Raw genomic sequence first — 23789 nt, 5'->3', positions numbered from 1 at the left:
TCGCTTCACATGGCGACGGGTTCGCGCAGGGTGACGAACTCCTCCGCCGCGCTAGGGTGGATGCCTATCGTGCCGTCGAACACGGCCTTGGTCGCGCCGGCCTTCATGGCCACGGCGAAGCCCTGGACGATCTCGCCGGCATCGGGCCCGACCATGTGCAGCCCGACCACGCGGTCGCTGGCCGCATCGACCACCAGCTTCATCAGCGTGCGCTCCGGGTTGCCGCTCAGGGTGTTCTTCAGCGCCCGGAAGTCCGTGCGGAAGATGCGGACCTGGCCATGGCGTTCGCGCGCCTGCTGCTCGGTGAGGCCGACCGTGCCGATGGCGGGGTGGGTGAAGACGGCCGTCGGCACCAGCTCGTAGCTCATGGCGCGCCTGCCTTCGCCGAACAGCTGGTCGACCACCACCATCGCCTCGGCCAGCGCCACCGGCGTGAGCTGCAGCCGCGCGGTGACGTCGCCGACCGCCAGCACCGAAGGCACCGAGCTGCGGTAGCTGTCGTCGACCACGATGCCGCCATGCGCGGACAGGCGCACGCCGGCCGCGTCCAGGCCCAGCCCCGCGACGTTGGGCACGCGGCCGGTCGCGTACAGGACGGCGTCGGCCGGCAGCACCTCGCCGCCGGCGAGCGTCACCGCCAGTGCATCGCCGTCGCGGGCGATCGCGGCGACGTCGCTGCGCAGGCGCAGGTCCACGCCGTGCCGGCGGACCTCCTGCGCGAGGAAGGCGCGCACGTCGTCGTCGAAGCCGCGCAGCACCTGTTCGCCCCGGTAGAGCTGGGTGACCTGCGCGCCGAGGCCGTGGAAGATCGAGGCGAACTCGCAGGCGATGTAGCCGCCGCCCACCACCACCAGCCGGCGGGGGAAGGGCTCCAGGTCGAACATGCTGTCGGAGGTGAGCACGTGCTCCCGTCCCGGGAAGTGCGGCACCGAGGGCGTGCCGCCGGTGGCGACCAGGATGTGGCGGGCGCGCCAGCGCCGCGGGCCCTCGGCGCTGGCCACCTGCACCGTGTGCGGGTCGCACAGCGTCGCCCAGCCCCGCAGCAGCTCGACGCCGGCCGTGCGCAGCAGGTGCTCGTACACGCCATTGAGGCGCGCGATCTCCCTGGCGCGATTCGCCTTCAGCCGCCGCCAGTCGAAGCGGGCCGGCTGCAGGTCCCAGCCGTAGCCGGCGGCGTCCTCGAAGTCCTGCGCGAACTGCGCGGCATAGCTGTAAAGCTTCTTGGGGATGCAGCCGACGTTGACGCAGGTGCCGCCCAGCGCCGCCGCCTCGGCCAGCATCACGCGCGCCCCGCGCTGGCCGGCCATGCGCGCCGCGCGCACGCCGCCGCTGCCGCCCCCCACGACGAACAGGTCGCAATCGAAATCGCTCATGGCTGCACTCCTTCCATGCCGCCCGGCCGGGCGGCCAAGGCTCAACTGTAGGCGGAGCCTTACGAGACTGGCCCAGCCGCGCCATTACCATCGCCCCCATGATCCATCTGTCGACGTGGTACCGCAGGGTGGGGCACACCAGCATGGCGCCGGTGCGCTGGGCCGCCGCCTGGGCGCGCATCACGTTCTTCGGCTCGGTGATGGTGGTGCGCGCGCTGTCCCCGCGCAGCTACGGCCCGCAGACCCGCTACAACCTGGCGCGCCACGTCTACATCGACACCGCGCCCATTCTCGGCTGGTTCACGGTGCTGATCTCGCTGTTCACGCTGATCATCACCCGCATCGTCATCGTGACCTCGGCCAGCTACGGCCTGTCGCAGTACGCGCTGGAGATGGTCGTGCGGGTGCTGGTGGTGGAACTGATCCCGCTGACGGCCGCCCTGTTCGTCGCCCTGCGCTGCACCATCCCCAGCGGCGCGGCGCTGGTGGAGATGCGGCGCATCGGCCACTTCCGCAGCCTGCGGCGCAAGCGGCTCGACCCGATCGCGGTGGAGGTGCTGCCCCGGCTGATGGCCGGCATCTTCGCCTGCATCACGCTGGCTTCGCTCAGCTGCGTGGTGGCCGGCTTCCTGGCCTATTTCGCCGTCTACGGCTTCACCGTCGCCGGCATCGACGCCTACACCCACGTGGCGGGCCGCGTGTTCGACCCCATGTTCACCTTCATCTTCGCGCTCAAGACGCTGTTCTTCGCGATCGCGGTGTCGGTGATCCCGATGGCTTCGGGCCTGAACAACATCGAGGACGACGGCTCGCGCGAGAGCGCGGCGCTGCAGGGCCTGGTGCGCATGTTTGGCGTGCTGCTGATCCTGGAAGCCCTGTCGCTGGTGGGGAACTACATCTGACCATGGCCGACACGCCCAAGCGCCCGAGCTCCCCGCCCCCGACTGCGCCGCCGCAGCCGGAAACGCCGGTCCAGAAGTCGGAACCGACCGCCAAGCACGTTCCGGTCAAGCACCTGGAGCTGAAGGCGACGCTGCTGCTGGCCTTCACGGTGGCGCTGATCGTCGCCTCCGGCCTGTTCCTGCTGCGCGCGCGCGCTACTACTTCGAGCCCAAGCAGCAGCTGGTGCTGGTGGCCGACAACGCCGAGGGCGTGGTGGCCGGCATGGACCTGATGTTCTCCGGTTTCCCGATCGGCACGGTGAAGAAGGTGGCACTGGGCGAGCGCGGCAACGTGAACATCGAGATCGACGTGATCGAGAAGGACGCCAAGTGGCTGCGCACCTCCAGCGTGTTCACGCTGATCAAGCCGATCTTCGGCGCGGCGCAGCTGCGGGCCTACAGCGGCGTGCTCACCGACCCGCCGCTGCCCGACGGCGCCGAGCGGCCGGTGCTGCGCGGCGACTTCAACGAGGAAGTGGGCCGCGTGATCGGCGCGGCCAAGGACGTGCTGGACAACCTGAACCAGATCACGGCGGCGAATTCGGAGCTGAACCGCTCGATGGCCAACCTGCAGACCTTCACCGAAAAGCTGCAAAGCCGCCAGGGTGCGCTGCACGCGATCTTCGGCAACGAGGCCGATGCGCGCAAGCTGGTGGCGGCGGTCGAACGCGCCAATGCCGCCATGGCGGAGATCCAGAAGCTGGCCGGCAACGGCAACAAGCTGGTGACCAACGCCGACCAGCGCGTGTTCGGCAGGGACGGCATCGCCGACGACGCGCAGGCCAGCATGCGGCAGCTGCGCGTGCTGCTGACCGACGCGCGCGGCAGCCTGCAGCGCGTGGACGCGGTGCTCAAGGAGGCCGAGGGCGTCGCCGGCAACGTGAACAAGGCGACCCAGGACCTGGGCAGCCTGCGCGGCGACGTGGAGGCCAACCTGCGCAAGATCGAGGACCTGATCAACGACCTCAATCGCAAGTGGCCCTTCGCGAAAGAGCGGAAGGTCGAATTGCCATGAGGAGGCTTTCGCTCGTCGCCATCGTCGTGCTGCTCGCGGCCTGCGGCAACAAGCCGCGCCAGCCCGACTGGCTGGTGAACGCCGACAGCGCGCAGGACCGCTACGAACGCGCCTATCTCTCCGGCAAGGACCGCCCGGCCGCCTCCGAGTTCACGCGCTTTCGCAGCGAGGTCGCCAGCACCGCGCAGCCGGGGCTGGTGGCGCGGGCGGAACTCACGCGCTGCGCGGTGCAGGTGGCCAGCCTGGACTTCTCGCCCTGCACCGGCTTCGAGCCCCTGCGGCGCGACGCCACCGACACCGAACGCGCCTACGCCGATTTCCTGGCGGGCCGGGCGACGCCCGAGCAGGCAAAGCTGCTGCCGGAGGATTACCGGCCGGTCGCCAACGGCGAGGGCGGCGCCGGGGCGATCAAGAAGATCAAGACGCCCCTGTCGCGCCTGATCGCCGCGGCGGTGCTGCTGCGCACGGAGAAGGCCGATCCCGAAGTGCTGCAGATCGGCACCGACACGTCCTCCGAGCAGGGCTGGCGGCGGGCGGTCATGGCCTGGCTGGGGGCGCAGGCGATGCGGGCGGAGAAGGCGGGCGCGGCGGAGGAAGCGGCCCGGCTGCGGCGACGGATGCAGCTGGCGGCGGAAGAACGGTAGCCTGGGCTGCGCGCCAGCGCACCCCAACGATTCCGGCGCCCGCTGTTGGGGTGCCCTGCGGGCAGCCCAACCTACGAACGTGCCGTGCGCAAGGTGATCGAGTAGCGCAAGGCCTTGGTCGGCGCCACGCTGTGCTGCCACCCCCAGCGCGCCGGCCCGCGCAGCAGGTAGATCGAGCGCGGCGGCAGCGTGAGCTTCAGCGTGTCGCGGCTGCCCTTCTCGTGCGGGTAGCGCCGCAAGCGCATCACCGCTTCATGGCCCAGCGACACGCCGACGATGTCCTCGAAATCGGGCACGTCGCGGTGCCATCCGAGCGGCGTTCCCGGCTGGTACTCGGCGACCAGGGCGTGCGTGAAGGCGGCGGGGGCGATCCCGGCCCAGGCGCCGGCGCGCTCGCGCAGGGGGTCCAGCCAGGAGGGCAGGGGCGCGCCTTCCTTGAGTTTCTGCGTGCTGAAGTCGTACTGGCCGCCGTAGCTCACGACGCGGCGCAGCGCTTCGTACTGCTGGTACTGCATGCGGGCCAGGGGCAGCCGCTCGATGATGGAAATCAGCGCGGCTTCCTCGTCAGGGGAGAGAAATTCCTCCTCGTGGCGCATGCCGGGCGGCAAGGCGGGAGCGGGCGTGCCAAACAGGTCGGGTTGGTCCACCGCGCAAGTATGCGGCGGGCAAGAAAAAACCCGCGGGCAAGCCGCGGGTCTGGATCTGACCAGGCATCCACGGGAAAAACGCGAGGCGTTTTTCCCGTGATCCGCCTTACGGCTTCGCCGCGGTCGGAAAAGGCCAGGCGGCCTGCGGGTTCAGCGTGGTCTGGGCTGCAGGCGCAGGGGCCGCAGTCGCAGAACCGCCGTTGGACTTCGCAGCCGGCGCCTTGGCAGCGCGTTTCGCAGCCGGCGCTTTCGCAGCCTTCTTCGCGCCGGAGGACTTCTTGGCGGCCTTCTTGGCGGTGCTCTTCTTCGCAGTCGCCTTGCGGGCGGTGCTCTTCTTCGCAGTTGCCTTCTTGGCGGTGGTCTTCTTCGCCGCCTTCTTCGCAGCCGGGCGCTTCGCAGCGGACTTCTTCGCTGCCGGGCGCTTCGCAGCCGCCTTCTTCGCAGCCGGACGCTTGGCGGCCGACTTCTTGGCGGCGGGGCGCTTGGCTGCCGACTTCTTGGCGGCCGGGCGCTTGGCGGCGCTCTTCTTCGCCGTCGTCTTCTTCGCCGCAGACTTACGGGCCGTGGTCTTCTTCGCGGCCGATTTTTTCGCAGTTGCCATGTCACTATCTCCTGTGTACGTTGATACAAACATCAACCAAAGAGCACTTCGCGCATTGTTGGTGACGCGAAGCGATCCGTGCGGTTGGGCACTCGGCCCAGCCCCACGAACACCTTCGCCCGCCACGCCCCGGCCTCTTCGTGCCGGTATGCGTGCGGGCGCTTAACCAAGCCCAAATATCGCAGTTGCCGTCAATCCCAGGAAAGAGCTCACCCGTCTGGTATTCGATCACGCGGGTCTCAAAGAAATTGCGCTCTTTCTTCAGGTCAATCATTTCGCTCATCCAGGGGAAGGGGTTTTCCTCGTTCGGGAAAAGCGCTTCCAGGCCGATCTGCGTGGCGCGCCGGTTGGCGATGTAGCGCAGGTAGCCCTTGAACATGGAGGCGTTGAGTCCCAGCACGCCGCGGGGCATGGTGTCCTCGGCGTAGCGGTACTCGAGTTCGACGGCTTTCTGGAACAGGCCCTTGATCTCCGACTTGAATTCGGAGGTCCACAGGTGCGGGTTCTCGAGCTTGATCTGGTTGATGAGGTCGATGCCGAAATTGCAGTGCATCGACTCGTCGCGCAGGATGTACTGGTACTGCTCGGCGGCGCCAGTCATCTTGTTCTGCCGGCCCATCGCCAGGATCTGGGTGAAGCCGACATAGAAGAACAGGCCTTCCATCAGGCAGGCGAAGACGATCAGGCTCTTCAGGAGCGTCTGGTCGGCTTCCGGCGTGCCGGTGTGGAAGTTGGGATCCATGATCGCGTCGATGAAGGGGATCAGGAACTCGTCCTTGTCCCGGATCGACTGGACCTCGTGGTACGCATTGAAGATCTCGGCCTCGTCCAGCCCCAGCGACTCCACGATGTACTGGTAGGCGTGGGTGTGGATCGCTTCCTCGAACGCCTGCCTGAGCAGGAACTGGCGGCACTCGGGCGCCGTGATGTGGCGGTAGGTGCCCAGCACGATGTTGTTGGCGGCCAGCGAGTCGGCGGTGACGAAGAAGCCGAGGTTGCGCTTGATGATGCGGCGCTCGTCCTCGGAAAGCCCGTTCGGGTCCTTCCACAGGGCGATGTCGCGGTTCATGTTGATTTCCTGCGGCATCCAGTGGTTGGCGCAGGTCGCCAGGTACTTCTCCCAGGCCCACTTGTACTTGAAGGGGACGAGCTGGTTGACGTCGGTCTGGCCGTTGATGATGCGCTTGTCGGCGGCGGTCACGCGGCGCGTGCTGGCCGGCTGCGCGGAAGCCGCAGGCTTCGTGACGATGGGAGCGATCGCGCCGTCGTCCAGGGTGCGCAATGCGGGTTGCGGAACGGAGAGTGCGGTCGCGAGCGGTGAATGCATCGCCTCGCGGTTGGTGGTTAAACCGCTGCTCACGGGCTTTGACGGTGTGGGCGTGACTTCGTCGTCCCAGGTCAACATAGGTGTTCCAGTGCTCGGATTATGCGAGCGCGGATGTGCAAATCAAAGTGTCCGTTCACATCCGGCTCGCATTTTGTTGCTTGATTGCATCGGCGTTCTGTCGGAGAACACCGATACCTCTTTCATTTCGTTCGTGCTGCGCGTGTCGGCGCGTCACTGGCACGCTTCGCAGGTCGGGTCGTCGACGCCGCAGAACTTGATGTCGGTGGCCGGCGCCGCCGCTTCGATCTGCGCGCGCGCGGCCGCCGCCGCAGCTTCCATCGCGCTCATCGCGCCCTGGCCGCTGTGCGCGCTTTCCGCGTGCATGCCGCTCCCGTTCCCGTTGCTCACCGCATTCAGCCGGCCGGACTGCACCGTGGACTTCTCGGCCTGCGTCGCGCTGGTGGTGCGCAGGTAGTAGGTGGTCTTCAGGCCGCGCAGCCAGGCGAGCTTGTAGGTCTCGTCCAGCTTCTTGCCGGAGGCGCCCGCCATGTAGATGTTGAGCGACTGCGCCTGGTCGATCCACTTCTGGCGGCGCGCGGCGGCTTCCACCAGCCACACCGGCTCCACCTCGAAGGCGGTGGCGTAGAGCGCCTTGACTTCCTGCGGCACCCGGTCGATCGGCCGCAGCGAGCCGTCGAAGTGCTTCAGGTCCATGACCATCACGTCGTCCCACAGGCCCAGGCGCTTCAGGTCGCGCACCAGGTAGTGGTTGATCACCGTGAACTCGCCCGACAGGTTGGACTTGACCGACAGGTTGCCGAAGCAGGGCTCGATCGAGGCGTCCACGCCGATGATGTTGGAGATGGTCGCCGTCGGCGCGATCGCCACGCAGTTGCTGTTGCGCATGCCGTCGGCCGCGATCTTCCTGCGCAGGGCGTCCCAGTCCAGGGTGGCGGAGCGGTCGACGTCCACGTACTGCTCGCCGCGGGCGTCGGACAGCAGGTTCAGGGTGTCCAGCGGCAGCACGCCCTGGTCCCACAGCGAACCCTTGTAGCTGGAGTACTTGCCGCGCTCGCGCGCCAGCTCGGTGGACGCCCAGTAGGCGTGGTAGCAGACCGCTTCCATCGACTCGTCGGCGAACTGGATGGCCTCCTTGCTGGCGTAGGGGATGCGCAGCTCGTACAGCGCGTCCTGGAAGCCCATGACGCCCAGGCCGACCGGGCGGTGGCGCATGTTGGAGTCGCGCGCCTTCTTGACGGCGTAGTAGTTGATGTCGATCACGTTGTCGAGCATCCGCATCGCGGTCGTGATCGTCCGCTTCAGCTTCTCCTGGTCGACCTTGCCGTCCTTCAGGTGCTGCAGCAGGTTCACCGAACCCAGGTTGCAGACGGCCGTCTCGGTGTCCGAGGTGTTCAGGGTGATCTCGGTGCACAGGTTGGACGAGTGCACCACGCCGGCGTGCTGCTGGGGCGAGCGCACGTTGCAGGCGTCCTTGAAGGTGATCCAGGGATGGCCGGTCTCGAACAGCATCGAGAGCATCTTGCGCCACAGGTCGTTGGCCGGGATCGTCTTGCTCGGCTTGATCTCGCCGCGCCTGGCCTTTTCCTCGTAGGCAACGTAGGCCTTCTCGAAGTCGGCGCCGAACTTGTCGTGCAGGTCGGGCACGGAGGAGGGCGAGAACAGCGTCCAGTCGCCCTTTTCCATGACGCGGCGCATGAACAGGTCCGGGATCCAGTTGGCCGTGTTCATGTCGTGGGTGCGGCGGCGGTCGTCGCCGGTGTTCTTGCGCAGCTCCAGGAACTCCTCCACGTCCAGGTGCCAGGACTCCATGTAGGCGCAGACGGCGCCCTTGCGCTTGCCGCCCTGGTTCACGGCCACGGCGGTGTCGTTCACCACCTTGAGGAAGGGAACGACGCCCTGCGATTCGCCGTTGGTGCCCTTGATGTGGGAGCCCAGCGCCCGCACGCGGGTCCAGTCGTTGCCCAGGCCGCCCGCGAACTTGGACAGCAGGGCGTTTTCCTTGATCGACTCGTAGATGCCGTCCAGGTCGTCCGGCACCGTGGTGAGGTAGCAGGAGGACAGCTGCGATCGCAGGGAGCCGGCATTGAACAGCGTCGGCGTGGAGGACATGAAGTCGAAGCTGGAGAGCACCTCGTAGAACTCGATGGCGCGCGCCTCGCGGTCGATCTCGTTGAGCGACAGGCCCATGGCCACGCGCATGAAGAAGGACTGGGGCAGCTCGATGCGCGTCTTGCGCACGTGCAGGAAGTAGCGGTCGTACAGGGTCTGCAGGCCCAGGTAGTCGAACTTCAGGTCGCGGTCCGGCTTGAGGGCGGCGCCCAGGCGCTTGAGGTCGTACTGCAGCAGCTTCTCGTCCAGCAGCTCGTTTTCCACGCCCTTCTTGATGAAGAGGGGGAAGTTGTCGGCGTAGGCGGCGGCACGCTCGGCGTGCGGCACCTCGCCGCCCACCACTTCGCGGAAGATCGTGTGCAGCAGCAGGCGGGCGGTGACGAACGTGTAGTCGGGTTCCTTCTCGATCAGCGTGCGGGCGGCCAGGATGGAGGCCTTGTAGACCTCGTCCAGCGGCACGCCGTCGTACAGGTTGCGCTGGGTCTCGGCGTAGATCGGCTCGGGCTTGACGTCCTCGCCCAGGCCCTCGCAGGCGGCGGCGATCAGCGAGCGCAGGTTGGCCGTGTCCAGCGGCACGCGCTGGCCGCGGTCCAGCACGTGGAACTGCGGCGCGGCGGGGGCCTGGTCCTGCTGCTGCTTGGCGCGCTCCTGCGCGCGGCGGTCGCGATAGAGCACGTAGGCGCGGGCGATGTCGTGGTGGCCGCCGCGCATCAGGCCCAGTTCCACCTGGTCCTGCACGTCCTCGATGTGGAAGGTGCCGCCGCCCGGGCGCGAGCGCATCAGGCCGCGCACCACGGCCTGGGTCAGCACGTCCACCGTCTCGCGCACGCTGGCCGAGGCCGCGCCCTGGGTGCCGTGCACCGCCAGGAAGGCCTTCATCATGGCGATGGCGATCTTGTCCGGTTCGAACGGGACGACGGCGCCGTTGCGGCGGATGATCTGGTAGTTCGCGAGGGGGTGGGGGAGGCGCGGCCGGCAGCCGCGAGGGGGTGGCGCCGACGGTGCCGGCGGGCGGGACGGTGGTGGAGCCCAGGGCTGTGTGCATGCTTCTTCCTCGTCTGCAGTTGTTCTTGACCTGGGGCAAGGACATCAGGCCCCAGTCGTGCGGGGCACTATATCTAGTGTCCGGAAGCCTTTCAAGCACTAGATGTAGTGGTTGACGCGGAGAAAGCGGTGCACCACCTGTGGACAACGTTGTGGAGCGCCTGTGATGCGCGCGCAGCCTCGCGCGCACGGCGCCAAGGCGCGGAGGGCTTCGCGGCGGATGCGTTGCCGGCTAGCAACCCGCAGCGGGAAACCAGCTGTCCGGCCACCCGAGTTCGCGCTGCAGCAACGCCCACTCGAAGCCGGGACCGGGGTCTTTCTTGCGCTCCGGCGCGATGTGCTCGTGGCCGGCGATGTGGCGGATCGGGTAGTGCTGCGCGAGGGCCGAACAGACCGCCGAAAGCGTGTCGTATTGCGCGGATTCGAAGGTCTCGCCCTCCAGGCCTTCCAGCTCGATGCCCACCGAGTCGTCGTTGCAGTTGTCGCGGCCGCGCCAGCTGGAGCCGCCCGCGTGCCAGGCGCGCTCGTCGCAGCTCACGAACTGCAGCAGCGCGCCGTCGCGGCGGATGAAGAAGTGCGCCGACACCTGCATGCCGCGGATCTGCTGGAAGTAGGGGTGTGCGTCCCAATCCAGCGTGTTCGTGAAAAGCTGCCGCACCTCGTCGCCGCCGTACACGCCGGGCGGCAGGCTGATCGAGTGCACCACCACCAGGTCGATGCTGGACCCCTTGGGACGCGGCCCGAAGTTCGGCGAATCGACGCGGTGCGCGAAGCGGTACCAGCCCTGCTGCCAGAGCGGGTCGGGCGCAGGGGGCGGCTCAGGTCGGCGCCGGGTCATCGGCTTCTTCGCTGCCCGGCGTGGCGATCGCCAGGCGCGCGATGCGGTAGCGGATCTGGCGCAGGCTCAGGCCCAGCCGCTGCGCCGCGGCGGTGCGGTTGAAGTTGGTCTCGCGCAGCGTCTTGACCAGGATGTCGCGCTCCTGCTGGTCCAGGTAGGCCTGCAGGTCCTTGGGTGTCGCCGCGGGCGCGGCGGCAGCGGCCGCGTCCGGGCCGGCAGCGTCGCCGGCGGGGACCGGCACGCAGGCGGTGGGCGAGAAATCCACCTGCAGCTGCGAGCCGTCGGACAGGGCCAGCGCGCGGTGCAGCAGGTTCTCCAGTTCGCGCACGTTGCCCGGCAACGGGTGCTGCTGCAGCTGCTCCAGCACGTGGGGCGACAGCTGCGGCGGGGTCATGCCCGAGTCCTGCGCGATGCGCGCCAGCAGCGCCTGGCACAGCAGGGGCAGGTCCTCGCGCCGCTCGCGCAGCGGCGGCACCAGGATCTCGATCACGTTCAGGCGGTAGAACAGGTCCTGCCGGAAGCGCCCCGACTGCACGTCGGAGGCGAGGTCGCGGTGGGTGGCGCTGACGATGCGCACGTCGACGGTGTCTTCCTGGGTCGAGCCGAGCGCGCGCACCTGGCGTTCCTGGATCGCGCGCAGCAGCTTGGACTGCATGGGCAGCGGCAGGTCGCCGATCTCGTCGAGGAACAGCGTGCCGCCGCGCGCGGCCTGGAAATAGCCTTCGCGGTCGGCCGAGGCGCCGGTGTAGGAGCCCTTCTTGGCGCCGAAGAACTCCGCTTCCAGCAGCGTCTCCGGGATCGCGCTGCAGTTGACGGCGACGAAGGGACCGTCGGCGCGGTGGCTGCAGGCGTGGATGGCGCGGGCCACCAGTTCCTTGCCGGTGCCGGACTCGCCGCGCACCAGCACCGGGGCCATGCTGCGGGCGACCTTGCCGATGCGTTCCTTGACGGTGCGCATGGCCGCCGATTCGCCCACCAGGCGGTGCAGCGCGCCGCTGCCGCTTGCCCGTTCGCCGGCGGCGATGCCGGGGCGCGTTCCCGTCGAAGCGGGCCGCGCGCGCTCGGTGGCCGACTCCTGGATCGCCGAGGCCACCACGCTGCGGAACTGCTTGAGGTCCACCGGCTTGGTGAGGTAGTCGAAGGCCCCGGCCTTGAGCGCCTCCACCGCGTTCTCGGCGGAGCCATAGGCGGTCATCACGATGCAGCGCTCCGGCCGCTGCTGGGCCGACATGCGCTGCAGCAGCTCCAGCCCCATGCCGTCGGGCAGCCGCATGTCGGTGATCACGGCGTCGAACTTCTGCTGCTCCAGCATCTGCGAGGCTTCCGCCAGCGTGGCGGCGGCGTCCACCCGGTAGCCCTCGCGCAGCAGCGTCAGCTCGTAGAGCGTGCGCAGGTCGGGTTCGTCGTCGACGACGAGGATGTGGGCAGGGGACGCGGCTTGCGGCATCAGGCGCGTATTGTGTCAAAGGGGGCGCCGCCTGGCACCACCGCGGTCCGCGTGCGGAAGCTGACCGTGAAGTTGTTGCCTTCGCGGGCGCTGCCGTCCACGGCCAGCTCGCGGGAATAGGCAATGCGCGCACCGTGGCGGTCGCACAACTCCCGGCAGATGTACAGCCCCAGGCCGCTGGAGCGGCTCTCGGAGGAAAAGAAGGGCTCGAACAGGTGGCGCTGCACGCTGGGGTCCAGCGGCCCGCCGTCGCTCCACACGTGCAGCCGCGCCTGGGAGCCGTGCACGTCGGTCGCCACGACGATCGCCGCCGGCGTGTCCGATGCATAGCGCAGCGCGTTGTCCAGGAGGTTGACCAGGATGCGCCGCAGGTGCTCGCCGTCGAAGGCCGCCCATGCGGGGCTCGAGCCCAGGCGCAGCTCCACGCGGTTGCTGCCGGCGGTGTGGCGCTGCCAGTCGCTCACCTGGCCCTGCACCACCTGGTCCAGGTCCAGCCAGTCGGTGCTGGGCGACTGCACCCGCACCAGGTTGAGGATCTCCTCGACGATCTGCGACAGGCGCTGCGTGTTCTTGCCCACCAGCGCGGCGAGCTGCTGCTGGCCCGGCTCCGCCAGTTCCTCCGCCAGCAGGCTGTTGGCCTGCGTGATGGCGGCCAGCGGATTGCGGATCTCGTGCGCCACGGCGGCCGACATGCGGCCCATGGCGGCCAGCTTTTCGGTGCGCAGCTGCGCCTCCGCTTCCCGCAGGTCCTGCAGGAACATCACGCACAGGGTCTCGCTGTAGGGATCCTGCGGCGGCGTGAGGCGCGTGCGCACGCGCAGGTGCAGGCGCTCGCCGGGAGCAAGGTCCACCGCGATCTCGGCGCTTTGCGCCGCGCCGCTGTAGAAGGTGCGCTGCGCCAGCGCCGCCAGCGGCTTCCAGCCGGGGCGCGACACCAGCGCCAGCGAGGCCGGCGCCTCGCGGGCCTGCCATCCCAGCAGCTGCCGCGCCGAAGGATTGGCGGCGTGGATGCGCCAGTCCGCGCCGACCACCAGCAGGCCGTCGGTGAGCGTGTCGATCACCACCTCGTTGACGTGCGCCTGCGTGCGGGCGGCCGACAGGCTGCGCCGCGCCGCCTGCTCCTCGCGCTCCAGCCGCACGGCGAGCTGGTTGGCCAGCACCGCGACGAAGAAGTAGCCGCCGCCGGTCAGGCCCGCCTGCACCGTGCGCGCCGTGTGGTCGGCCAGCGCCAGGCCCTCCAGCCAGGCGTCCACCAGCAGCAGCAGCGTCACGCCGGCGGCCGTGCCCAGCGCCAGCAGGCCCGAGCCGAGCACCGACGCCGTGAGCACCGGCAGCGCGAACAGGGGCGAGTAGTTCAGGCCCGCGGTCTGCAGGAAGTGCAGCGTCGAGAACGTCAGCAGGTCGATGCCGATGGTGGACACCCACTGCGCGTCGAAGCTGCGGCCCGGCGGCGTCGGGCGCGTGAGCAGGCTGACCGCCAGCACGGCGGCCAGGTAGGTGCCGCACAGTCCGAGCTGCCAGAAATTCACCGGCGCCAGATCCAGCGCCATCATCGTGCCGAGCAGCAGCAGCAGCACGACGGCGATGCAGACGCGCGCCACCATGAAGCCCAGCCACAGGCGGTGGAAGGGAGAGCTCCCGGACGGCGGCGGCGGCGGCACCGGCGGCTCCCAGGTCCAGGTCGAATGGCTCCAGCTGGGATGCGGGGAGGAGCTGTGCGCCATGGGGGCTTCAGCCGCCGGCAGTGAGCCGGTGTTCCTGGCTGCAGTAGAACAGGCCGTCGGCACCGCGCACCGCATCCGGCTTGGGCAGGTGCAGGCCGCAGACCGGGCAGCTCACCATCTCCTGCGGGGTGCCCGGCGCGGGCGGGCGGCGCGCGTCATCCTTGCGTTCGAGCCGCGCGTTGCGCCACACCATGTACGCGATCACCAGGACGGCGAGCAGGACCAGGTATTTCATCAGGTCCGCCCCAGCACCACTTCGAGCACGAAGCGGGAGCCCACGTAGGCCAGCAGCAGCAGCAGCGAGCCGACGTAGATGACGTTCACCGCACGCCGCCCGCGCAGGCCGAAGCGCATGCGACCGAGCAGCAGCGCGGCGAACGCGACCCAGGACATCACCGAGAACACGGTCTTGTGGTCCCAGCGCCAGGCGCGCCCGTACAGGATCTCGGAAAAGAAGATACCGGCCACCAGCGTCGCCGAGAGCAGCACGAAGCCGGCGGCGGCGAAGCGGAAGGTCAGGCGCTCCAGCGTCAGCAGGGGCATTCCCGCCTGGGGCTCGGCCGCGTTGCGCATGCTGTGTTCCACCCGCTGCAGCAGCCAGGCATGCACGGCGGCGGCGGCGAACAGGCCATAGGCGGCCACGCCCAGCGCCCAGTGCAGCGGCAGCCAGGGCGAGGACGCCACGTGCAGCGGCGTGCCGGGAAAGACCAGCGCCAGCACCACCGCGGCGGCGCCCAGGCCCGCCAGCGCCCAACGCGCGCGCAGCTGCGGGAACATCTGGCGTTCGACGGCGTAGACGGTCAGCACCAGCCAGGCCGTGACCGACAGGGCCGGCGCGAAGCCGAAGCGCGGCGTATCGCCGAACAGGCCCCAGACCAGCGTGGCCGCATGCAGCAGCCAGGCGGCGAGAAGCCCGCGGCGCGCGGCCTGCTCGCTCAGCCGCGCGGCACCGGCGGCCGGCAGGGCGTAGGCCGCCGCCGCTGCCAGGGTGAGCACCACACCGGCCGGGGACGCACTGGATAAAATCATGCGACGAGTTTAAGCCCGGCCCCCTTGCGGGCTCTTCCGCCCGCGCCGACCGTGTGGCGCAACCCCCACTCCCCATGGCCACCTCCGCCCTCTCCGACAAACTTTCCCGGCTGGTCAAGCAGATGCGCGGCCAGGCGCGCATCACCGAAGACAACGTGCAGGAGATGCTGCGCGAGGTGCGCATGGCCCTGCTGGAGGCGGACGTCGCCCTGCCGGTGGTGCGGGACTTCATCGCCCGCGTGAAGGAAAAGGCGCTCGGCCAGGAAGTGGCGGGCTCCCTCAATCCCGGCCAGGCCCTGGTGGGCATCGTCAACCGCGAACTCGTGGCCACCATGGGCGCGGGGGTGAGCGACATCAACCTGGCCGCCCAGCCGCCGGCAGTGATCCTGATGGCGGGCCTGCAGGGCGCCGGCAAAGACCACCACCACCGCCAAGCTGGCCAAGCACCTGATCGAGAAGCGCAAGAAGAAGGTTCTGACCGTCTCCGGCGACGTGTACCGGCCGGCGGCCATCGAGCAGCTCAAGACCGTGACCAGGCAGGCCGGCGCCGAATGGTTCCCCAGCTCGCCCGACCAGAAGCCGGTGGACATCGCCCGCGCCGCGCTCGATTTCGCCCGCAAGCAGTATTTCGACGTGCTGCTGGTCGACACCGCCGGCCGCCTGGCGATCGACGAGGCGATGATGCGCGAGATCAAGGAGCTGCACGGCGCGCTCAACCCGGTGGAGACGCTGTTCGTGGTCGATGCCATGCAGGGCCAGGACGCGGTCAACACCGCCAAGGCCTTCAAGGAAGCGCTGCCCCTGACCGGCATCATCCTGACCAAGCTGGATGGCGACTCGCGCGGCGGCGCCGCGCTGTCGGTGCGGCAGGTCACCGGCGCGCCGATCAAGTTCGCCGGCGTCAGCGAGAAGATCGACGGCCTGGAGGTGTTCGACGCCGAACGCCACGCCGGCCGCATCCTGGGCATGGGCGACATCGTCGCCCTGGTGGAGCAGGTGCAGGCCGGCGTCGACATGGAGTCGGCGCAGAAGCTGGCCGCCAAGATGAAGAGCGGCGAGGGCTTCGACCTCAACGACTTCCTGGCCCAGCTGCAGCAGATGAAGAGCATGGGCGGCCTGTCCACCCTGATGGACAAGATGCCGGCCCAGGTGCAGGCCAAGGCCGGCCAGGTGGACATGGCCAAGGCGGAGCGCGACGTGCGCCGCAAGGAAGGCATCATCTGCAGCATGACGGCGCTGGAGCGCCGCAAGCCCGACATCATCAAGGCCACCCGCAAGCGCCGCATCGCCGCCGGCGCCGGCGTGCAGGTGCAGGAAGTCAACCGCCTGCTCAACGAATTCGAGCAGATGCAGCAGATGATGAAGAAGATGAAGGGCGGCGGGCTGATGAAGATGATGCGCCGCATGGGTGGGGCAAAGGCGGGGTGCCCAAGCTACCCTTCTAGTTCCTCCCTATACTGCGCCTCCATCCCCGGAGGACCCCGTGAACCTCGTCGACAGCTTCGCCGACATTTCCCGCTTCGTGGCCCTGCGCCGCGACATCCACGCCCATCCCGAGCTCGGCTTCGAGGAGCACCGCACCTCGAAGATGGTGGCCGACCTGCTGCGCGAGTGGGGCATCGAGGTGCACACCGGCATCGCCGGCACCGGCGTGGTCGGCGTCCTGCGCGGCGCCAAGGCCGGCAGCCGCACCATCGGCCTGCGCGCCGACCTCGACGCGCTGCCGCTGCAGGAAGAGAACAAGTTCGCGCACCGGTCGCAGCACGACGGCCGCATGCACGCCTGCGGCCACGACGGCCACACCACCATGCTGCTGGCGGCCGCCTGGCACCTGGCGCAGGCGCGCGACTTCGCCGGCACCGTGCACTTCATCTTCCAGCCGGCCGAGGAGATGGGCAAGGCCGGCGCGCTGAAAGATGATCCAGGACGGCCTGTTCGAGCGCTTCCCCTGCGAGGCGGTGTTCGCGCTGCACAACTTCGCGATCGGCGAGGTCGGCAACTTCGCGGTGAACCACGGCGCGCTGATGGCGTCCAGCAACACCTGGCGCGTGACCATGCACGGGCGCGGCACCCATGCCTCCATGCCGCACACCGGCATCGACCCGGTCGGAGCCGTGATCGACCTGGGCCAGCAGCTGCAGACGCTGGTGCCCCGCGTGATCGCCTCCACCGAGCGCGCGCTGCTGGCCGTGACGCAGATCCAGGGCTCGGGTGCGCCGAACGTGATCCCGGACGAGGCCTGGGTCGGCGGCACGGTGCGCACCTTCTCGGAGGATGCGACCGATGCCATCGAGAACGGGCTGCGGCGCATCGCCGAAGGCATCGCCGCCGCGCATGGCTGCCGGGCCGAGGTCACGTTCCGCCGGGCCTCGCCGCCGGTGGTGAACCATGAGCGCGAAGCGCGCTTCGCGGCGCAGGTGATGCGCGAGGTGGTGGGCAGCGAGCGGGTGGACGAGAACTACCCCGCCGTCATGGGCGCGGAGGACTTCGCCCACATGCTGCGCGCCCGTCCCGGCTGCTACGCCTTCATCGGCAACGGGGACGGCGGCCACCGCCTGGCGGACCACGGGCCCGGTCCTTGCATCATCCACAACACCTCGTTCGACTTCAACGACGAGATCATCCCCATCGGTGCGAGCTACTTCGTGCGGCTCGCGCAGAAGTGGCTGGCCCAAGACTGACAGGAGTGTCCATGCAGATCCGTTTCCGCAGCGCCGCCGTCGCGCTGCTCCTGGCCGCCGGCGCGGCTTCCCCGGCGCTCGCGCAGCGCGTGATCAAGATCGTGGTGCCCTTCGGCCCCGGCGCGGTGCAGGACACGATCGCCCGCACCTTCAACGCCGAACTCGGGCAGGCGCTGGGCGCCTCGGTGGTGGTGGAGAACCGGCCCGGCGCCGGCGGCACCGTCGGCACCGGCGCGGTGGCGAAGGCGACCGACAACAACACGCTGGTGCTCGCCGCCGCCAGCCACACGCTGGCTGGCCACCTGTACAGCAAGCTGGGCTACGACCCGGTCAAGGACTTCACCGGCGTCGCCTACATCGGCAACTCCGGCTACGTGATCGCCGCGCCCGGCAACCTGGGCGTGAACAACCTGGCCGAGTACGTCAGGCTGCTGAAAAGCAAGCCGCGCGAGTTCAACTACGCCTCCGCCGGCAACGGCAGCGCGACCCACCTGGGCATGGCCTACTTCCTGGCCCGGGCGGGCGTGGAGATGCAGCACGTGCCGATGAAGTCCACCGGCGACGCGGTGAACGAAGTGCTGGCCGGCCGCGTGCAGGGCGTCACCTCCTCGCTGATCGGCGTCGCCGGCTTCAAGCAGGACCCGCGCATCCGCATCCTGGCCTACACCGGCACGCAGCGCTCGAAGTTCATGCCGGAACTGCCGACGGTCGCGGAGGCCGGCGTGCCCTCCTACAAGTTCGACTCCTGGATCGGCGTGCTGGCGCCCTCGACCATGCCGAAGGCGGAGGTCGAGCGGCTGAACGCGGCCATCAACAAGGTGCTGCAGGAGCCGGCCGTGCAGCAGCGCCTGGCGACCCTGGGCGTGGAGGCCGGCACGATGTCGTCCGACGAATTCCAGAAAAGCTGCTGCGCGCCGACTACGACGCGGCGGGCGTGCTGGTGAAGGCCTCGGGCGCGCGCATCGAGTAGCCGCGCAAGGTCCTCCACGGTCCATCGGAAGGGGCGCAGCAGCGCCCCTTCTTCGTTTCGATGCGTGCGATGTAGGCGCTTTCCCGTCTCGTTTCGCGGTCAGCGCTTGCAGCCGGTGGCGCCTTGCAGAGCCACATGGCAGCAGATGCGCTGCGAATAATTTGCCGCATCATGCAGCGAGTTCCAATGGTCCTTGCGCTCTGCGCGCTGGCACTTTCCTTCTCCCCGGCGGCCTCCGCCGACCCGGTCGCGCAACTGGTCCAGGTGCAGCAGCGCGCGGGCTCCGCGCTGCGCCACGCGAAGCTCGCGGACCTCGCGGGCGAGCAGGCGTCCAGGGACGTGCGGCACATCGCCGACTGGGCCGTGCATTCCGGCGACCACGGCGGCCGTCCCTTCGTGGTCGTCGACAAGGTCGATGCGCGCGTGTTCGTGTTCGACAGCGAAGGCCGCCTGCGCGGCGCGACCGCCGCGCTGGTCGGCTCGGCGCAGGGCGACCACACCGTGCCGGACATCGGCAACCGCAAGATCTCCAGCATCCTGCCGGAGGAGCGCACCACGCCCGCGGGCCGGTTCACCGCCTCCGTGGGCCGCGGCCCCAAGGGCGAGGACATCCTCTGGGTCGACTACGACAACGCCCTGGCCCTGCACCGCGTGGTGACCGGCGTGCCCGAGGAACGCCGGCTGCAGCGCCTGCAGAGCAAGGTGGCGGTGGACCGCCGCATCACCTACGGCTGCATCAACGTGCCGGCGAGCTTCTACGAACGGGTCGTGGCACCGACTTTCCAGCAATCCGGCGGGGTCGTGTACATCCTGCCCGAATCGCGCCGTCCGCAGGACGTGTTCGGCTCGTACGAGGTCCGGCGCGAGCCTTCGGCGCACCTTTCCGCGCTGCCGCTGCCGGTCGCGCACTAGCACCGGTCCACAGACAAAAAGAAACCCGCCGAGGCGGGTTTCTTCCTGCTGTCGTTCGCTCAGTTGCGATACGGACGCGGCGCTGCGGGCGCGGGGGCCGGCGGCGGCGGGGGCGGCGGCGGAGCCACCTGCACCGGGGGCGGCGGCGGGACCACCACGCGCGGGGGCGGGGGCGGCGGCGGCGGGGGAGGCGGCGGCGGCGGCGCGACGACGCGCGTGGGCACGACGGCCGGTGCGCCGAAGCGGTAGACCAGGCCCACCGACGCCATGTCGACGTGGCCGCGGTTGCGCACCGGATCGTCGATGCGGTAGCGCTCCACTTCACCGCGCAGCGACAGCGCCTGCGTGATCGCGAATTCCAGGCCGACGCCGTACTTCACGCCGAAGTCGTTGTCGCGGAAGGACGCGCCGTTCAGGGTGGCGGTGGAGCGGGTGTACGCGCCGCCGACGCGGGCGAAGGCCGAGAAGCGGTCGCCGAAGGGAATGCGGCCCACCAGGTCCAGGTTCAGGCCGCGGTGGCGCGCGTTGCCGGCGAAGGTGCCGGCACCGGTGCCGTAGGCGTAGCTGAAGTCGCCGAGGTTGAAGTAGCCACCCTCGACGGAGAAGTTGGGGTGGAACTGGTAGCCGCCATACAGCTTGTAGCCCTTGTCCTTGTCATCCTCGTTGATGCCGAGGATGGGCGCGGGCAGGGCGGGCGGGTCGAAGTCGGCCGAAGTGCGGCCGATGTTGCCGCCGAGGTACCAGTGAGGAGTGGCAAGCGCCTGTGCGAATGCCTGCCCGCTCGCTGCGGCGCCGAGCACGGCGAGCGCAATGGCTCCCAGCTTGGGCGAGAAGTCTCTTTTCAACGTTTGCTCCCAAAGAATGAGCGTCGAAGTATGCGGATGCGCGGCGTGGCCGTGGGCCGAGGTGGCTCAGCATCTGCGCAAAAACGACAGCTTCAATTGCAACCGTTCTTTGCTGAGCAGGATGCATTCGTGCCAATGCAAAAGCGGCCCGGCGGCCGCTCTTGCGTGGGAGAACACCGCGTGTCGCGGCTCAGGCCGGCGTGCTCTCCTTCACCAGCACCTCGCCGCGCAGCGAATGCGGCAGAGCCTGCGTGATGGTGACGTCGACCATCTGCCCCGCCAGCCGTGCAGGGCCGGCGAAGTTCACGATGCGGTTGCACTCGGTGCGCCCCATCAGTTCGTTCGGGTCCTTGCGCGAAGGCCCTTCGACCAGGATGCGCTGCACGGTGCCCACGCGGCTGGCGCTGATGCGCCGCACGTTGTCCTCCAGCACCGCCTGCAGGTGCTGCAGGCGCGCGAGCTTCACCGCGTGCGGCGTGTCGTCCTGCAAGGCGGCAGCGGGCGTGCCCGGCCGGGGGCTGAAGATGAAGGAGAAGCTTGCGTCGTAGCCGACGTCCTCCACCAGCTTCATCATCTTGTCGAAGTCCGCTTGCGTCTCGCCGGGGAAACCGACGATGAAGTCGCTGGACAGCGACAGCTGCGGCCGCACGGCGCGCAGCTTGCGGATCGTGCTCTTGTATTCCATGGCGGTGTAGTTGCGCTTCATCGCCATCAGGATGCGGTCGCTGCCATGCTGCACCGGCAGGTGCAGGTGGCTCACCAGCTGCGGCACCTTCGCGTACACGTCGACCAGGCGCTGCGTGAACTCGTTCGGGTGGCTGGTGGTGTAGCGGATGCGCTGGATGCCGGGGATCTCCGCCACGTATTCGATCAGCAGCGCGAAGTCGGCGATCTCCGCCGTGTCGCCCATGCGGCCGCGGTAGGCGTTCACGTTCTGCCCGAGCAGCGTCACTTCCTTGACGCCCTGGTCCGCCAGGCCCGCGATCTCGGTGAGCACGTCCTCGAAGGGGCGCGACACTTCCTCGCCGCGGGTGTAGGGCACCACGCAGTAGCTGCAGTACTTGGAGCAGCCTTCCATGATCGACACGAAGGCCGATGCGCCCTCCACGCGCGCGGGCGGCAGGTGGTCGAACTTCTCGATCTCCGGGAAGCTGATGTCCACCTGCGGCCGCTGCTGCCGCTCGCGCTGCGCGAGCAGTTCGGGCAGCCGGTGCAGCGTCTGCGGGCCGAACACCACGTCCACGTAGGGCGCGCGCTCGATGATGGCCGCGCCTTCCTGGCTGGCCACGCAGCCGCCCACCCCGATCAGCACGCCCTTCTTCTTCAGGTGCTTCACGCGGCCGAGGTCGGAGAACACCTTCTCCTGCGCTTTCTCGCGCACCGAGCAGGTGTTGAACAGGATCAGGTCGGCCTGCTCGGGGTCCTGCGTGGGCTCGTAGCCCTGCGCCGCGTTCATCACGTCCGCCATCTTGTCCGAGTCGTACTCGTTCATCTGGCAGCCGAAGGTCTTGATGTAGACCTTTTTCATGTCACTTCCCCAGCAGCAGCCAGCGGTTCGCCCAGATCAGGTCCAGCAGCTCGGCGAAGCGCTTGTAGCCCTCGGGGTTGTTGAGGTCGGCATAGCCGCCCCCGAGCTTGCGGTACTCCTCCTCGGTCAGCAGCCACACCTCGTGCACCAGGCCGGCGGCGTCGCGCTTGTACACGGAGTACACGGTCTTGCCGGCCAGGGTGCCGCTGAGCACCAGGCGCTCGTCGCGGTCCTTGATGCGCGCGCCCGGCGAGAAGCGGTCCGGCTTGCCGTCGACCATGATGATCGGCGGCGTGGCACTGACGGCGATCAGCGCGGGCTTGACGTCCTTCGGGGCGCTGCGGATGGAACTCACCTGCGCCGAAACGGCGGTGGCGGCGAGGGCGATGCCCGCGAGGGCGGAACGAGTCCAGCGGTTCATGGTGTAGATCCAGAGGCTGTGGGGGTGCCTGCGTAGGGCACTTTGCTCGACAGTGCGAGCGATGTCAACGCGAACGGCGCGCGGTGGTGCGGCAGTGACGCAGGATGGGGAATTGTGCCAGAGCCCCTTGCGGGCCGTTTACGCGAGCCGGCTCCCGGCAGCAGCAGCAGCGCCGCCGCCGCGATCGCCGTCGGCAACAGCGCCCCGAGCAGCAGCCCGCCGGCACCGATGGATTCGTCCTCGAAGCCGCGCCGGAGCAGGGCGACGCCCGCGGGATTCGGGGCGTTCGCGATCACGGTCAGGCCGCCGCCGGCCACGGCCCCGGCCACGAGCATGTACCTGGACGCCTCGCCGATGCCGGGGATCTGCGAGCCCAGGTAGGTCAGCGCCGCGTTGTCCGTGATCGCCGTCAGGCCGAGGGCGCCGAAGAACAGGGCCAGCGGCTCGAGGCCGGGGACGATGGGTTGCAGCCACCAGCTTTGCAGGCCGCCGAGGACGGCCAGGCCGGCGAGGAAGAAGGCCACCAGCAGGGCCTCCCGGATGATCAGCGGACTCTGGTGCCGTTCGTACGCCTGCGTGAAGCCAAGGAACAGCAGGAAGAGGGCGAGGAAGGCGACCGGGTGGTGCGCGAGCAGCACCACGCCGGTGAGCACGCCCACGTGCACCAGCACGATCGGCACCGGGACCGCGGCCTGCGGCTCCGCGCCGGGTCGTCCTGCACCGGCGCCAAGTGGCGCCGCAGCACGAACGCCGCGATGGAGGCATTGAGCAGCACCGCCAGCGCTGCCTTCCAGCCGAACTGGGACAGCATGAACGCGTTGTCCCAGGACCAGGCGGCCGCCACCATCAGCACGGGCGGCGCCGCGTAGGAAGTGAGGGTGCCGCCGATCGACACGTTGACGAACAGCACGCCCAGCGCGAAGTACTTGGCAGGTTCGGCCACGTCCCTGCGGAACACGAGGGGCGCGAGCATGAGGCCGCGATCGTCATCGCGGCCGGCTCGGTGACCAGGGACCCGAGCAGCGGCACGATCCCCAGCCCGAGCCATGCCAGCGCCAGCGGCCGCGGCAGCGGCGCGAACCGGGCGGCCGCGGCCATCAGGGAGGCGACGGTCGCCAGCACCGGACGCGAGGCCGCCACCACCATCACGACGAAGACGAACAGCGGCTCGGTGTAGTTGCGCGACTCCGCATAGGCGAGGGCTGTCCGGCCGTCGCTCGCCAGGGCCATGGCCAGGACCAGGACGATAGCCCAGAACCCGAAGACGACTTCCACCTCGCCAAGCAGGTGGAACAGTCCGCCGTGGCGCGGGAACCGGTGGGCCAGGCGTTCGAACTGCCTGGCGGCGAACGTGTGGAGGATGGCGATCGCGAAAATGGCCGCGGAGGCGGCCTGGATCGTGTCCGGCGCGGAGGTCATGGGGGCGGGCTGTCCCGCGAGGCGGCCCGACCTGCGCGATTCCTGCCGTCCCGAGCTGGAGCGGCACCCTGCGGTGGATTCTAGCGGCGCGCCGGTGCGGCCCCGTCCTGGCGCCGCAAGAGAGAAACCCGCGGGGGAGCGGGCTCCGCGCGGGCTAGGGATCCTGGTGGCGCTTCAGGGACTCGAACCCCGGACCTGTGGATTATGATTCCATCGCTCTAACCAACTGAGCTAAAGCGCCGAAGCCCGCGAT

General features: G+C 69.2%; 16 protein-coding genes, 1 tRNA gene and 6 pseudogenes. 8 read left to right on the top strand and 15 right to left on the bottom strand.

The annotated features are described in order from the left end of the window. Positions 1–5: 5 nt before the first annotated feature. Positions 6–1373 carry a glutathione-disulfide reductase gene (gene gorA, locus HK415_RS16985; protein WP_171561315.1) on the bottom strand — a complete coding sequence of 456 codons (1368 nt, stop codon included), beginning with the start codon at positions 1371–1373 and terminating at the stop codon, positions 6–8. Between the two features lie 98 nt (positions 1374–1471). On the opposite strand from gorA, the gene HK415_RS16980 reads away from it, so the two are divergent. The 4 genes from HK415_RS16980 to HK415_RS16970 are packed head-to-tail and all read left to right on the top strand — an operon-like array spanning position 1472 to position 3973. Beyond that, positions 1472–2275, top strand: coding sequence for an MlaE family ABC transporter permease (locus HK415_RS16980; protein ID WP_171561312.1), 804 nt, complete (start codon positions 1472–1474; stop codon positions 2273–2275). Between the two features lie 2 nt (positions 2276–2277). Beyond that, the gene (locus HK415_RS25400) at positions 2278–2547 is read left to right on the top strand and encodes a hypothetical protein (RefSeq protein ID WP_253261929.1); all 270 of its coding nucleotides are present in this window, start codon (positions 2278–2280) and stop codon (positions 2545–2547) included. Beyond that, entirely contained in the window at positions 2499–3329 is an 831-nt protein-coding gene (locus HK415_RS16975; protein WP_253261928.1) for an MlaD family protein, read from the top strand. The genes HK415_RS25400 and HK415_RS16975 overlap by 49 nt, the downstream gene beginning before the upstream one ends. Further along, on the top strand, positions 3326–3973 hold the full coding sequence (locus tag HK415_RS16970; RefSeq protein WP_171561309.1) for a hypothetical protein: 648 nt from the start codon (positions 3326–3328) through the stop codon (positions 3971–3973). Before HK415_RS16975 ends, HK415_RS16970 begins: the two co-directional genes overlap by 4 nt. A gap of 71 nt (positions 3974–4044) precedes the next feature. Here HK415_RS16970 and HK415_RS16965 read toward each other — a convergent pair whose 3' ends face one another. The 9 genes and pseudogenes from HK415_RS16965 to HK415_RS16925 form a co-directional block, all read right to left on the bottom strand. Next, positions 4045–4620 carry an alpha-ketoglutarate-dependent dioxygenase AlkB gene (locus HK415_RS16965; RefSeq protein WP_309246724.1) on the bottom strand — a complete coding sequence of 192 codons (576 nt, stop codon included), beginning with the start codon at positions 4618–4620 and terminating at the stop codon, positions 4045–4047. Positions 4621–4726: 106 nt separating this feature from the next. Further along, positions 4727–5221: a histone H1-like DNA-binding protein gene (locus tag HK415_RS16960; protein ID WP_171563525.1), complete on the bottom strand. Its 495-nt coding sequence runs from the start codon at positions 5219–5221 to the stop codon at positions 4727–4729. Between the two features lie 191 nt (positions 5222–5412). Then, positions 5413–6626 (bottom strand): annotated as a pseudogene (locus HK415_RS16955) (ribonucleotide-diphosphate reductase subunit beta). 153 nt (positions 6627–6779) lie between these two features. After that, positions 6780–9632, bottom strand: a pseudogene (locus HK415_RS16950) (ribonucleoside-diphosphate reductase subunit alpha); the annotation flags it as partial. A 322-nt stretch (positions 9633–9954) separates the two neighbouring features. Next, the gene (gene ampD, locus HK415_RS16945) at positions 9955–10560 is read right to left on the bottom strand and encodes a 1,6-anhydro-N-acetylmuramyl-L-alanine amidase AmpD (RefSeq protein ID WP_171561306.1); all 606 of its coding nucleotides are present in this window, start codon (positions 10558–10560) and stop codon (positions 9955–9957) included. Continuing rightward, the gene (locus HK415_RS16940; protein WP_171561303.1) at positions 10541–12007 is read right to left on the bottom strand and encodes a sigma-54-dependent transcriptional regulator; all 1467 of its coding nucleotides are present in this window, start codon (positions 12005–12007) and stop codon (positions 10541–10543) included. The genes ampD and HK415_RS16940 overlap by 20 nt, the downstream gene beginning before the upstream one ends. Next, positions 12007–13731 (bottom strand): two-component system sensor histidine kinase NtrB, encoded by a 1725-nt coding sequence (locus tag HK415_RS16935; RefSeq protein WP_171561301.1) that lies wholly within the window; start codon positions 13729–13731, stop codon positions 12007–12009. Before HK415_RS16935 ends, HK415_RS16940 begins: the two co-directional genes overlap by 1 nt. A gap of 7 nt (positions 13732–13738) precedes the next feature. After that, positions 13739–13966, bottom strand: a complete 228-nt coding sequence (locus HK415_RS16930; protein WP_171561299.1) for a PP0621 family protein — start codon at positions 13964–13966, stop codon at positions 13739–13741. Next, on the bottom strand, positions 13966–14760 hold the full coding sequence (locus HK415_RS16925) for a cytochrome C assembly family protein (RefSeq protein ID WP_171561296.1): 795 nt from the start codon (positions 14758–14760) through the stop codon (positions 13966–13968). Before HK415_RS16925 ends, HK415_RS16930 begins: the two co-directional genes overlap by 1 nt. A gap of 74 nt (positions 14761–14834) precedes the next feature. Here HK415_RS16925 and ffh point away from each other — a divergent pair. The 4 genes and pseudogenes from ffh to HK415_RS16905 form a co-directional block, all read left to right on the top strand. After that, positions 14835–16191, top strand: a pseudogene (gene ffh, locus HK415_RS16920) (signal recognition particle protein); the annotation flags it as partial. A gap of 52 nt (positions 16192–16243) precedes the next feature. Beyond that, positions 16244–17441 (top strand): annotated as a pseudogene (locus tag HK415_RS16915) (M20 aminoacylase family protein). 11 nt (positions 17442–17452) lie between these two features. Then, positions 17453–18411: pseudogene (locus HK415_RS16910) on the top strand (tripartite tricarboxylate transporter substrate-binding protein). A 186-nt stretch (positions 18412–18597) separates the two neighbouring features. Next, positions 18598–19323, top strand: a complete 726-nt coding sequence (locus tag HK415_RS16905) for a hypothetical protein (RefSeq protein WP_171561288.1) — start codon at positions 18598–18600, stop codon at positions 19321–19323. A 59-nt stretch (positions 19324–19382) separates the two neighbouring features. On the opposite strand, the gene HK415_RS16900 is transcribed toward HK415_RS16905, so the two are convergent. From HK415_RS16900 to HK415_RS16880, 5 genes and pseudogenes are all read right to left on the bottom strand, one after another. Next, complete coding sequence (locus HK415_RS16900) at positions 19383–20168, bottom strand: porin family protein (protein WP_216369816.1); 786 nt, start codon at positions 20166–20168, stop codon at positions 19383–19385. A gap of 190 nt (positions 20169–20358) precedes the next feature. Continuing rightward, on the bottom strand, positions 20359–21696 hold the full coding sequence (gene miaB / locus HK415_RS16895) for a tRNA (N6-isopentenyl adenosine(37)-C2)-methylthiotransferase MiaB (protein ID WP_171561286.1): 1338 nt from the start codon (positions 21694–21696) through the stop codon (positions 20359–20361). A 1-nt stretch (position 21697) separates the two neighbouring features. Beyond that, positions 21698–22117 (bottom strand): hypothetical protein, encoded by a 420-nt coding sequence (locus HK415_RS16890; RefSeq protein WP_171561284.1) that lies wholly within the window; start codon positions 22115–22117, stop codon positions 21698–21700. A gap of 158 nt (positions 22118–22275) precedes the next feature. Then, positions 22276–23536 (bottom strand): annotated as a pseudogene (locus HK415_RS16885) (putative Na+/H+ antiporter); the annotation flags it as partial. A gap of 164 nt (positions 23537–23700) precedes the next feature. After that, a tRNA-Met gene (locus HK415_RS16880) sits at positions 23701–23777 on the bottom strand. Positions 23778–23789: the final 12 nt, after the last annotated feature.

It is taken from the genome of Ramlibacter montanisoli (assembly GCF_013087525.1).
GTDB lineage: Bacteria > Pseudomonadota > Gammaproteobacteria > Burkholderiales > Burkholderiaceae_C > Ramlibacter > Ramlibacter montanisoli.
The sequence above is the reverse complement of the archived record's forward strand: the minus strand, read 5'-3'. Positions and strand labels throughout refer to the sequence as shown.